The following is a 12,522-nucleotide window of genomic DNA, read 5'->3' on the forward strand; positions in this document are numbered from 1 at the left end:
TAGGAGGCCTGGGACAGGTGTATCGGGCACTTGACGGGTGACCAACGTCACCCGGGACGACCGCCCCGGAGGGGATGGAATTTCAGCCTCCGGGGCCTCCGGCGGAAGATCCTCTCGCCGGACCTTCATCCTGCGGCCGTTCCGTTCGGTACAGAGCGTGTGCAGGGCGTACCGGTGCGTGCTTCCGGGCGCGGGAGCTCAGTTCAGCGGGCTGATGAGCGACCGCAGGAACGGCAGGTCCACGTCCTCCAGCGAGCGCACGATCGTCCGGCCGGGGGCGGGCTCGATGCGCCCGACGGAGGGGACGGCCACGACCCGGCAGCCGGCGGCCTCCGCGGCGGCGACGCCGGTGGCGGTGTCCTCGATGACGGCGCACCGGGCGGGGTGCGCGCCGAGGGTGCTCGCGGCGAGCAGGTACGGGTCGGGGTGCGGCTTGGTGCGGGCGACCTCGTCCCCGGCGACCGTCATCGTGAAGCGGTCACGGCCGAGGGTGAGCAGGACCTGGTCGATGACACGGCGGTGCGAGGCGGAGACGAGGGCGGTGGGCACGTTGTGCCGGGCCAGCTCGCTCAGCAGCCGCTCGGCGCCGGGCATGAGGGGGACCTGGTCGGCGATGCGGGCCTCGAAGCGCTCGTTGAGGAGCACGCTGAGCTCGGCGAGGCCGATGGCGGCGCCGGTCGCCTCGATCAGGAAGGCAGCGCTGCGGCTCATGGGGCCGCCGACGACCACGTCCCGCCAGGACTCTTCCAGCCGGTGCCCGAGCTCGCGGAAGATCTCGGCCTCGATCTCCCACCAGAATCCCTCGGTGTCGACGAGGGTGCCGTCCATGTCCAGCAACACCGCCTGCAGGGCGTGCCCGTCGGCCGCACGGACCACGGGGACGGGAACGGTGCTGGTCATGAGCACGCCTTTCTCAGGGGACGAGAAGGCCGGTCACCTCCGCCCGCGGGAACGTGCCCTCGGGAACAGGTGACCGGCCTGTATGGGACCGACCAGTGTACGCCGGTCCGCCTCAGCGTGCGTTGAAATACTTCGCTTCGGGGTGGTGAATCACGATGGCGTCGGTGGACTGCTCGGGGTGGAGCTGGAACTCCTCCGAGAGGTGGACGCCGATCCGCTCCGGCTGGAGGAGGTCGGCGATCTTGGCGCGGTCCTCCAGGTCGGGGCAGGCCCCGTAGCCGAGGGAGAAGCGGGCCCCGCGGTACTTGAGGTCGAACATGTCCTCGACCTTGTCCGGGTCCTCGCCGCCGAAGCCGAGTTCGGCGCGGACGCGGGCGTGCCAGTACTCGGCCATGGCCTCGGCGAGCTGGACGGACAGGCCGTGCAGCTCCAGGTACTCGCGGTAGGAGTCCGACTCGAAGAGCTTGGCGGTGGCCTCGCCGATCTTCGAGCCGACGGTGACGACCTGGAGGCCGACGACGTCGGTCTCGCCGGATTCCTCGGGGCGGAAGAAGTCGGCGAGGCACAGGCGGCGGCCGCGACGCTGGCGCGGGAAGGTGAAGCGGGTCCGCTCGTTGCCCTCGTCGTCGAGGATGATCAGGTCCTCGCCCTTGGAGACGCAGGGGAAGTAGCCGTAGACGACCGCCGCTTCCAGCAGGTTCTCCGTGTGCAGCTTGTCCAGGAGGCCGCGCAGGCGCGGACGACCCTCGCTCTCGACGAGCTCCTCGTACGTGGCCCCGCCGGCGCGGGCCTGCTTGAGGCCCCACTGGCCCTTGAACAGGGCGCCCTCGTCCAGCCAGGAGGCGTAGTCCTTGAGCGGGATGCCCTTGACCACGCGGGTGCCCCAGAACGGCGGGGCAGGGACCGGGTTGTCGACGGCCACGTCCGAGCGGCCGCCCGGCTCCTCCTGCTCCTCGACCTGCAGGACGGGGGTGTCCCTCTTGGCGACCCGGCGCTGCTTGAGCTCGGGGAGGGTGGCGCCGGGGACACCGCGCTTCACGGCGATGAGGGCGTCCATCAGGCGCAGGCCTTCGAAGGCGTCGCGGGCGTAGCGGACTTCGCCCTCGTAGATCTCGTGGAGGTCCTGTTCGACGTAGGCGCGGGTCAGCGCGGCGCCGCCGAGGATCACCGGGTAGTCGGCGGCCAGCTTGCGCTGGTTCAGCTCCTGAAGGTTCTCCTTCATGATGACCGTCGACTTCACCAGGAGCCCGGACATCCCGATCACGTCGGCCTTGTGCTCGGCCGCGGCCTCCAGGATCGCCGAGACCGGCTGCTTGATGCCGATGTTGACGACGTTGTAGCCGTTGTTGGTCAGGATGATGTCGACGAGGTTCTTGCCGATGTCGTGGACGTCACCGCGGACGGTGGCCAGCACGATCGTGCCCTTGCCGTCGGCATCGGTCTTCTCCATGTGCGGTTCGAGATGGGCAACGGCCGTCTTCATGACCTCCGCGGACTGGAGCACGAAGGGCAGCTGCATCTGGCCGGAGCCGAAGAGCTCGCCGACGACCTTCATCCCCTCCAGGAGGGTGTCGTTGACGATGTCCAGGGCGGGACGGGTCCGCAGGGCCTCGTCGAGGTCGGCCTCCAGGCCGTTCTTCTCGCCGTCGATGATGCGCCGCTGCAGACGCTCGTCCAGCGGCAGCGCGAGGAGCTCCTCCGCCCGCCCGTCCTTCAACGACTTCATGTTGACGCCCTCGAAGAGCGCCATCAGCTTCTGCAGCGGGTCGTAGCCCTCGGCCCGCCGGTCGTAGATGAGATCCAGAGCGACCGTGACCTGCTCCTCCTCGAACCGCGCGATGGGGAGGATCTTGCTCGCGTGGACGATCGCCGAGTCCAGGCCGGCCTTGACGCACTCGTCCAGGAACACCGAGTTCAGCAGCACCCGCGCGGCCGGGTTCAGGCCGAAGGAGATGTTCGAGAGGCCCAGCGTCGTCTGCACGTCCGGATGCCGGCGCTTCAGCTCGCGGATCGCCTCGATCGTCGCGATGCCGTCCTTACGAGACTCCTCCTGTCCGGTGCAGATCGTGAAGGTCAGGGTGTCGATGAGGATGTCCGATTCCCGGATCCCCCAGTTCCCCGTCAGATCGTCGATCAGCCGCTCGGCGATGGCGACCTTGTGCTCGGCGGTACGGGCCTGCCCCTCCTCATCGATGGTCAGCGCGATCAGCGCCGCACCGTGCTCCTGCGCCAGCCGGGTGACCTTCGCGAACCGGGACTCGGGACCGTCACCGTCCTCGTAGTTCACGGAGTTGATGACCGCCCGGCCGCCCAGCTTCTCCAGACCCGCCCGGATGACGGGAACCTCCGTCGAGTCCAGCACGATCGGCAGCGTCGAAGCCGTCGCGAACCGCCCGGCCAGCTCCTCCATGTCCGCGACGCCGTCACGGCCCACGTAGTCCACGCACAGGTCGAGCATGTGCGCACCCTCACGGATCTGGTCCCGCGCCATCTCCACACAGTCGTCCCAACGGGCCTCCAGCATCGCCTCGCGGAACTTCTTCGACCCGTTCGCGTTCGTCCGCTCCCCGATCGCCATGTACGAGGTGTCCTGCCGGAACGGCACCGTCTGGTACAGCGAAGCCGCACCCGGCTCCGGCTGCGGCTTCCGCCCGGTGACGGCCGCACCCCGCACCCGCTCCACCACCTGCCGCAAGTGCTCCGGCGTCGTACCGCAGCAGCCACCCACCAGCGACAGCCCGTACTCACGGACGAAGGTCTCCTGCGCGTCAGCGAGCTCGGGGGCGGTCAGCGGGTAGTGCGCGCCGTCCTTGGTCAGGACGGGCAGGCCGGCGTTGGGCATGCAGGAGAGCGGGATGCGGGCGTTGCGCGCCAGATAGCGCAGGTGCTCGCTCATCTCCGCGGGGCCCGTGGCGCAGTTCAGGCCGATCATGTCGATGCCCAGCGGCTCCAGCGCCGTCAGCGCCGCACCGATCTCCGAACCCAGCAGCATCGTGCCGGTCGTCTCCACGGTCACCGAACAGATCAGCGGGACGGTGACACCGAGCGCCTCCATGGCGCGGCGGGCACCGATGATGGAGGACTTGGTCTGCAGGAGGTCCTGGGTGGTTTCCACGAGCAGCGCGTCGGCGCCGCCGGAGAGCAGGCCCTCGGCGTTGATCTGGTAGGCGTCGCGGATCTTCGCGTAGGTGATGTGGCCGAGGGTGGGCAGCTTGGTGCCCGGGCCCATCGAGCCGAGGACCCAGCGCTGCTGCCCGGTGGAGGCGGTGAACTCGTCGGCGACCTCACGGGCGATGCGGGCACCGGACTCCGACAGCTCGAAGTTGCGCTCGGCGATGTCGTACTCGGCGAGCGCCGCGAAGTTCGCGCCGAAGGTGTTCGTCTCGACGCAGTCCACGCCCACCGAGAAGTACGCCTCGTGCACGGTGCGCACGATGTCGGGGCGGGTGACGTTGAGGACCTCGTTGCAGCCCTCCAGCTGCTGGAAGTCCTCCATCGTGGGGTCCTGCGCCTGGAGCATCGTCCCCATGGCTCCGTCGGCGACGACCACGCGGGTGGCGAGCGCCTGTCGGAGGGCATCGGCCCGGGTCTGGGTGTCTGCGGGCGGGTTCGGCAACGAGGCCATGGTTGAGCTCCCTGGGATGCGACGGCTGTCGGCTTTGCACCCCCGCTGTGTCAGGGGCGCACGCGGCCAGAGTAACCGCGTGGCCCCGGACCCGGTGAGGCTGTCCCACGTGGCGGACTGCATTCTGTGCGCGGGGGGTCCGCACGGGTTACACCCTTCCGCGGCACCCCGGAGAACGCCCAGGCATGCACGAGGTCGGCATCGGCCGATAGTGTTCAGCATTGTCGAACTACGTCAGCAGGAGGCTGCGCCATGGCACGGAACATCCAGTCGCTCGAACGAGCCGCTGCGATGCTGCGACTCCTGGCGGGCGGGGAGCGCCGTCTGGGTCTCTCGGACGTGGCCTCCTCCCTCGGCCTGGCCAAGGGCACCGCGCACGGGATCCTGCGCACCCTGCAGGCCGAGGGGTTCGTGGAGCAGGACCCCGCGTCCGGCCGCTACCAGCTGGGCGCGGAGCTGCTGCGCCTGGGCAACAGCTACCTGGACGTGCACGAGCTGCGCGCCCGCGCCCTGGTCTGGACGGACGACCTGGCCCGGGCGAGCGGCGAGAGCGTGTACGTGGGGGTGCTGCACCAGAGCGGGGTGCTGATCATGCACCACGTGTTCCGGCCCGACGACAGCCGTCAGGTGCTGGAGGTCGGGGCCATGCAGCCGCTGCACTCCACGGCCCTGGGCAAGGTGCTGTCGGCATACGACCCCGTCGCGCACACCCAGGTGCTGGAGGTGGAGCGGGAGGCGTTCACCCCCCGTACGGTCATCGACGGCGCTGGCTTCGAGGAGATCCTGGACCTGACCCGGGCACGCGGCTGGGCCTCCGACGTCGAGGAGACCTGGGAGGGCATCGCGTCGGTGGCCGCGCCCATCCACGACCGGCGCAGGATGCCCGTCGGCGCGGTGGCCGTCGCGGGGGCCGTGGAGCGCGTCTGCGGGGAGTCCGGGGAGCCCAGGGCGTCCCTGGTGGCCTCCGTACGGGACTGCGCGAGGTCGGTTTCACGCGACCTCGGAGCGGGCCGGTTCTGAGCTTGACCTGACCCGATCAATCCACCCAACGGCCACCACCTGTGGCATTTGGGTGGATTTTGTCGTTTTCTGATCATCCGTTGGCTTGATTTGGCCGATCGTGTCGAGTGGTAACGATCCGGTTCTTTGACCTGGTCGACCCTTGACGCGTTATTAGCCAAGGCGGAAAACTGCCGTTCATCGGTCGGCATTGTCGAACACCTACCGGCAATACGCGTTAGGGTGTGGCAAGGCCAAGGACCGGTGAAGCACTCACCGAGTGCGCGGACCGCCGGACGGGACCCGGTGTCCGCCCACCCCTGCAAGGCAAAGGAGTCGCGGGTGTCCACCTCCGACATCTTCATCGGCGAGACCATCGGTACCGCCCTGCTCACGCTGCTCGGCGGTGGCGTCTGCGCCGCCGTCACGCTCAAGAGCTCCAAGGCACGCAACGCGGGCTGGCTCGCGATCACCTTCGGCTGGGGTTTCGCCGTTCTGATCGCCGCCTACGTGTCCGCCCCGCTCTCCGGTGCGCACCTCAACCCGGCGGTCACCGTCGGCCTGGCCATCAAGAACGGCGACTGGAGCGACACTCCGGTCTACTTCGCCGGACAGCTCCTCGGCGCCATGCTCGGCGCGGTGCTGATGTGGATCACGTACTACGGCCAGTTCCGGGTGCACCTCTCGGACCCGGAGCACATCCGTGACGCCAAGCTCGGCCCGGAGGACCCGCACCCGCACGACCAGGCCGGTCCGGTGCTCGGCGTCTTCTCCACCGGCCCCGAGATCCGCAACGTCGTCCAGAACCTCACGACCGAGATCATCGGCACCTTCGTCCTGGTCCTGGCGATCCTGACCCAGGGCCTCCAGGACGGCGGCAAGGGCCTCGGCGTCATCGGCGTCCTGATCACCTCCTTCGTCGTCGTCGGCATCGGCCTCTCGCTCGGCGGTCCGACCGGCTACGCCATCAACCCGGTCCGCGACCTCGGTCCGCGCATCGTGCACGCCCTGCTCCCGCTGCCGCACAAGGGCGGCTCGGACTGGGGGTACTCCTGGATCCCGGTCGTCGGCCCGCTCGTCGGTGCCGCCATAGCCGGTGGTCTGTACAACATCGCGTTCGCCTGATCAGTTTCGGCCCGCGCTCGTAAGATCCGCACCGCATCCTGATTCCGCCTACTCATAGACCTGCCAGGAGCAGCCACATGACCAGCAGCACCGGCCCCTTCATCGCCGCGATCGACCAGGGCACCACCTCCTCCCGCTGCATCGTCTTCGACCGCGACGGCCGCATCGTCGCCGTCGACCAGAAGGAGCACGAGCAGATCTTCCCGAAGCCGGGCTGGGTCGAGCACGACGCCACCGAGATCTGGACCAACGTCCAGGAGGTCGTCGCCGGCGCCATCGCCAAGGCCGAGATCACCGCGGCCGACGTCAAGGCCGTCGGTATCACCAACCAGCGCGAGACCACCGTCCTGTGGGACAGGAACACCGGCGAGCCGGTGCACAACGCGCTGGTCTGGCAGGACACCCGCACCGACGCCCTGTGCAAGGAGCTCGGCCGCAACGTCGGCCAGGACCGCTTCCGCCGCGAGACCGGCCTGCCGCTGGCGAGCTACTTCGCGGGCCCGAAGGTCCGCTGGCTGCTCGACAACGTCGAGGGTCTGCGTGAGCGCGCCGAGGCCGGCGACATCCTCTTCGGCACCATGGACTCGTGGGTCATCTGGAACCTCACGGGCGGCACCCAGGGCGGCGTGCACGTCACCGACGTCACCAACGCCTCGCGCACCATGCTGATGAACCTGCACACCCGGGCCTGGGACGAGAAGATCGCCGAGTCCATGGGCGTCCCGCTCAACGTCCTCCCGGAGATCAAGTCCTCCGCCGAGGTCTACGGCCACGTCAAGGACGGCGTCCTCGCCGGCGTTCCGGTCGCCTCGGCGCTCGGTGACCAGCAGGCCGCGCTGTTCGGCCAGACGTGTTTCGCCGAGGGCGAGGCGAAGTCCACGTACGGCACCGGAACGTTCATGCTGATGAACACCGGCGACAAGATCATCAACTCCTACAGCGGCCTGCTGACCACGGTCGGCTACCAGATCGGCGACCAGAAGCCGGTCTACGCGCTGGAGGGCTCCATCGCCGTCACCGGCTCGCTCGTCCAGTGGATGCGCGACCAGATGGGCCTGATCAAGTCCGCGGCCGAGATCGAGACCCTTGCCTCCTCGGTCGAGGACAACGGCGGCGCCTACTTCGTGCCCGCCTTCTCCGGCCTGTTCGCCCCGTACTGGCGCTCCGACGCCCGCGGTGTGATCGCCGGCCTCACCCGGTACGTCACCAAGGCGCACATCGCCCGTGCCGTCCTGGAGGCCACCGCCTGGCAGACCCGTGAGATCACCGACGCCATGACCAAGGACTCGGGCGTCGAGCTCGCCGCCCTCAAGGTCGACGGCGGCATGACCTCCAACAACCTGCTGATGCAGACGCTCTCGGACTTCCTGGACGCCCCCGTGGTGCGCCCGATGGTCGCCGAGACCACCTGCCTCGGCGCCGCCTACGCCGCCGGCCTGGCCGTCGGCTTCTGGCCCGACACCGACGCCCTGCGCGCCAACTGGCGCCGCGCGGCGGAGTGGACCCCGCGGATGCCCGCCGAGCAGCGGGACCGCGAGTACAAGAGCTGGCTCAAGGCCGTCGAGCGGTCCATGGGCTGGGTCGACGACGAAGACGCCAGCTGACCTCACTCAGCTGACGCTATCGACGAGGAGCTAAGAGAGATATGAGCAGCCTGCAGAGCGTGACCGCACTGGGCACGCACCCGACCGCCGGTTCGAACGCGAGCCGCGCCGAGACCCGTGAGCAGCTGGCGAAGGCCACGTACGACCTGCTGGTCATCGGCGGTGGAATCCTGGGCACCTCGGTGGCCTGGCACGCCGCGCAGTCGGGTCTGCGGGTCGCCATGGTGGACGCCGGCGACTTCGCCGGCGCCACCTCCTCCGCCTCCTCCAAGCTCGTCCACGGCGGCCTGCGCTACCTGCAGACCGGCGCGGTCAAGCTGGTGGCCGAGAACCACCACGAGCGCCGGGTGCTGGCCAAGGACGTGGCCCCGCACCTGGTCAACCCGCTCACCTTCTACCTGCCGGTCTACAAGGGCGGTCCGGTGGGTGCGGCCAAGCTGGGCGCGGGCGTCTTCGCCTACTCCGCCCTCTCGGCCTTCGGCGACGGCATGGGCAAGGTCATCTCCCCTGCCCGTGCCGCCGCCGACAACCCCGGCCTGAAGACGGACAACCTCAAGGCCGTCGCGGTCTACTACGACCACCAGATGAACGACTCCCGGGTCGCCGTCATGACGGTCCGCGCGGCCGTCGAGTCGGGCGCGGTCGTCCTCAACCACGCCGAGGTCACCGGCCTGCGCATGACGCGCGGCCGGGTGAGCGGTGCCGAGCTCAAGGACCGCCTCGACGGCACCGAGTTCGGTGTCGACGCGCGCGTCGTGCTCAACGCCACCGGCCCGTGGGTGGACCACCTGCGGCGCATGGAAGACAAGCACTCGATGCCGTCGATCCGCCTCTCCAAGGGCGCCCACATCGTCATGAAGCGCAAGTCGCCGTGGAAGGCCGCCATGGCCACCCCGATCGACAAGTACCGCATCACCTTCGCCCTTCCGTGGGAGGACCAGCTCCTCCTCGGTACCACCGACGAGGTGTACGAGGGCGACCCGGCGGACGTGCGCGCCACCGAGTCCGACATCCAGCAGATCCTGGACGAGGCGGCCTTCTCCGTGAAGGACGCGGACCTGGACCGCTCGCTGATGACGTACGCCTTCGCGGGTCTGCGCGTGCTGCCCGGCGGCCCCGGCGGCGTCGAGAAGGCCAAGCGCGAGACGGTCGTCTCCGAGGGCGCCGGCGGCATGCTGTCGGTGGCCGGCGGCAAGTGGACGACGTACCGCCACATCGGCCGCGTGGTCATGGACAAGCTGGCGAAGCTCCCGGGCAGCCCGCTGACCGATGACATGGAGCCGGTGAAGTCGCTGGTGCGCCGGATCGCGCTGCCCGGTGTCGCCAACCCGAACGCCGTCGCGCACCGCCTGCTGGTGGACCGCGAGCCCGGCACGCGGATGGACCCGCTGACCGCGCGCCACCTGGCCTCGCACTACGGCTCGCTCGCCTTCGACATCGCGCGGATAGCCAACGAGGACCCGGCGCTGGCCGAGCGCATCCACCCGGACGGTCCGGAGATCTGGGCGCAGGTCGCCTACGCCCGTGACAACGAGTGGGCCGAGACGGTCGACGACGTGCTGCGCCGCCGCACGACGGTGACGGTCCGCGGTCTGGACGACGAGGCCGTACGGGCCCGGGTCCAGGAGATGCTGAGCCGCAAGGCATAGCGCTCACGCAGGTGGGGAAGAGGGGCGGTTCCGAGGGGAACCGCCCCTCTGTCGTGGGCTGTGGCCGACGTCCCTTCAAGGCTTAGGCTGACCCGTGTACGCAAGGGAACTTCGGAAGGAGACCTGGGTGATCGAGCTTGAGGGCGTGCCCGAGCTGATCGACCCGGTCATGGTGGCCGCGTTCGAGGGCTGGAACGACGCGGGTGACGCGGCCTCCGGTGCGGTCGCACACCTGGACCGGGAGTGGAAGGGCGAGGTGTTCGCGGCGCTCGACGCCGAGGACTACTACGACTTCCAGGTCAACCGGCCGACGGTGTGGCTGGACAACGGGGTACGGAAGATCACCTGGCCGACGACGCGGCTGTCTGTGGTCCGGATCGGCGGCGCCAAGCCGCGGGACCTGGTGCTGGTGCGCGGGATCGAACCGTCCATGCGGTGGCGGTCGTTCTGCAACGAGATCCTCGGCTTCGCGCACGAGCTCGGCGTCGAGATGGTGGTCGTCCTCGGTGCGCTGCTCGGGGACACGCCGCACACCCGGCCGGTGCCGGTGAGCGGGGTCACCTCGGACGCGGACCTGGCGCGGACGATGGACCTGGAGGAGACCAAGTACGAGGGCCCGACCGGGATCGTGGGCGTGCTCCAGGAGGCCTGTACGCACGCGGGCGTCCCGGCGGTGTCGCTGTGGGCGGCGGTGCCGCACTACGTGTCGCAGCCGCCGAACCCGAAGGCGACGCTGGCGCTGCTGAACCGGCTGGAGGATCTGATCGACATCCGGATCCCGCTGGGCGAACTCCCGGAGGACGCACGGGCGTGGCAGCTGGGCGTGGACCAACTGGCCGCCGAGGACAGCGAGGTGGCGGAGTACGTCCAGACGCTGGAGGAGGCCCGGGACACCGCCGATCTGCCGGAGGCGTCGGGCGACGCCATCGCGCGGGAGTTCGAGCGGTACTTGCGGCGCCGTGATCCCGCGGCGGGCCCGGCGGCGGAGCCGGGTGACGGCTCGTACCTGCGGGACACGTCGAGCGGTCTGACGCGTCCGCCGAAGCGGAAGGACTCCGCTGCCGAGGAGCCGCCGGCGGCTCCGCCGGAGCCGGGAGATCCCGGGGACGACGCCCCGGAGGCTCAGGGCCCCCCGGAGGCACCTGAGCCCCCGCAGGCCTAGTCGCGGCCTAGTCGGCCGGGGGCGGGGCGGGGTGCGGGGCCGCTGCGCGGAGCTGCTCCCCGCCCCGCCCTTTCTCCGTTTCCCGGGGCTCCGCCCCTGACCCCGTACGGGCGCTGCGCGCCCGTCACCTCAAACGCCGGCGGGGCTGGATCCTCCAGCCCCGCCGGCGTTTGAGGTGCGGGGTTACAGGGCCACGCCCAGGAGGGCGTCGACCGTGCGGGAGACCAGGCCGGGGGCCGACTCGTCGTCGCCGTCGGAGGCGTTCTGCGCGTCCACCCAGCGGTCCACCGCCGCCAGCGCGGCAGGGGCGTCCAGGTCGTTCGACAGGGCCTCGCGGACCTCCTCGACCAGGGCGTCCGCCGGCAGCCCGTCCGGCCGCGACACGGCCGCGCGCCAGCGCTCCAGGCGGGCCACCGCGTCCGCGAGCACCGCGTCCGTCCACTCCCAGTCGGCGCGGTAGTGGTGCGACAGCAGGGCCAGGCGGATCGCCGCCGGGTCGACCCCGGCCCGCCGCAGCGCTGAGACGAAGACGAGGTTGCCCTTCGATTTCGACATCTTCTCGCCGTGCAGGGCGACCATGCCCGCGTGTACGTACGCCTTGGCCATCGGGAACTCGCCGGTCAGCGCCTGCGCGTGCGAGGCGCCCATCTCGTGGTGCGGGAACGCCAGGTCGGAGCCGCCGCCCTGGATGTCGAAGCCCATGCCCAGGTGGTCGAGGGCGATCGCCACGCACTCGATGTGCCAGCCCGGCCGGCCGCGGCCCAGCGAGCCGCCGTCCCAGCTCGGCTCGCCCGGACGCGCGGCCATCCACAGCATCGGGTCCAGCGGGTTCTTCTTGCCGGGCCGGTCGGGGTCGCCGCCCCGCTCCGCCGAGAGCAGCCGCATCGCGGCGGCGTCGAGGTTCGAGACCGCGCCGAAGTGCGGGTCGGCCTCGACCGAGAAGTAGACGTCGCCCTCCAGCTCGTAGGCCGCGCCCGCGTCCCGCAGCCGCTCGACCAGCGGCACGATGCCGGGTATGGCCTCGACGGCTCCGATGTAGTGCTGCGGCGGCAGCATGCGCAGGGCGGTCATGTCCTCACGGAAGAGGGCCGTCTCGCGTTCGGCGAGCTCGGTCCAGTCGTGTCCGTCGCGCAGCGCCCGCTCCAGGAGCGGGTCGTCCACGTCCGTGACGTTCTGGACGTAGTGGACCTGCCGCTTGGTGTCGAGCCACACGCGCTGTACGAGGTCGAACGCGTTGTAGGTCGCCGCGTGACCGATGTGGGTCGCGTCGTACGGGGTGATGCCGCAGACGTAGATACGGGCGACGGGACCGGGGGCGAGGGTGATCGTCCCCTGGGTCGCGGTGTCGTGGATCTTGAGGTCGCGGCCCTTGCCAGGAAGGGCGGGGACCTCGGAAGCGGGCCAGGCATGCATGGGTCGAGCCTAACCGGACGGATGTTCCGGAAACGAACCGGACCC

Annotated in this window: 8 protein-coding genes; 5 read left to right on the forward strand and 3 right to left on the reverse strand. The window is 70.1% G+C overall.

Going from position 1 to position 12,522, the window contains the following annotated elements; translation table 11 throughout:
• Positions 1 to 198: 198 nt before the first annotated feature.
• Together OG429_RS09465 and metH are read right to left on the reverse strand one after the other, a co-directional pair.
• Entirely contained in the window at positions 199 to 900 is a 702-nt protein-coding gene (locus tag OG429_RS09465; RefSeq protein ID WP_328924856.1) for an HAD family hydrolase, read from the reverse strand.
• A gap of 112 nt (positions 901 to 1,012) precedes the next feature.
• Positions 1,013 to 4,525 (reverse strand): methionine synthase, encoded by a 3,513-nt coding sequence (metH, locus tag OG429_RS09470; RefSeq protein WP_328924857.1) that lies wholly within the window; start codon positions 4,523 to 4,525, stop codon positions 1,013 to 1,015.
• A 252-nt stretch (positions 4,526 to 4,777) separates the two neighbouring features.
• Here metH and OG429_RS09475 point away from each other — a divergent pair, with 252 nt between their 5' ends.
• The 5 genes from OG429_RS09475 (at position 4,778) to OG429_RS09495 (ending at position 11,064) form a co-directional block, all read left to right on the forward strand.
• Positions 4,778 to 5,545 (forward strand): IclR family transcriptional regulator, encoded by a 768-nt coding sequence (locus tag OG429_RS09475; RefSeq protein ID WP_328924858.1) that lies wholly within the window; start codon positions 4,778 to 4,780, stop codon positions 5,543 to 5,545.
• Between the two features lie 321 nt (positions 5,546 to 5,866).
• Entirely contained in the window at positions 5,867 to 6,649 is a 783-nt protein-coding gene (locus tag OG429_RS09480) for an MIP/aquaporin family protein (RefSeq protein WP_328924859.1), read from the forward strand.
• Positions 6,650 to 6,726: 77 nt separating this feature from the next.
• A complete protein-coding gene (gene glpK, locus OG429_RS09485) occupies positions 6,727 to 8,253 on the forward strand; it encodes a glycerol kinase GlpK (protein WP_328924860.1) in 1,527 nt (508 codons plus the stop codon).
• Positions 8,254 to 8,294: 41 nt separating this feature from the next.
• Complete coding sequence (locus OG429_RS09490; protein WP_328924861.1) at positions 8,295 to 9,902, forward strand: glycerol-3-phosphate dehydrogenase/oxidase; 1,608 nt, start codon at positions 8,295 to 8,297, stop codon at positions 9,900 to 9,902.
• Positions 9,903 to 10,029: 127 nt separating this feature from the next.
• Positions 10,030 to 11,064, forward strand: coding sequence for a PAC2 family protein (locus tag OG429_RS09495; protein WP_328924862.1), 1,035 nt, complete (start codon positions 10,030 to 10,032; stop codon positions 11,062 to 11,064).
• 183 nt (positions 11,065 to 11,247) lie between these two features.
• Here the strand turns inward: OG429_RS09495 and mshC are convergent, their stop codons facing one another.
• The gene (gene mshC, locus OG429_RS09500) at positions 11,248 to 12,477 is read right to left on the reverse strand and encodes a cysteine--1-D-myo-inosityl 2-amino-2-deoxy-alpha-D-glucopyranoside ligase (RefSeq protein WP_328924863.1); all 1,230 of its coding nucleotides are present in this window, start codon (positions 12,475 to 12,477) and stop codon (positions 11,248 to 11,250) included.
• Positions 12,478 to 12,522: the final 45 nt, after the last annotated feature.

Source organism: Streptomyces sp. NBC_00190 (assembly GCF_036203305.1).
GTDB lineage: Bacteria > Actinomycetota > Actinomycetes > Streptomycetales > Streptomycetaceae > Streptomyces.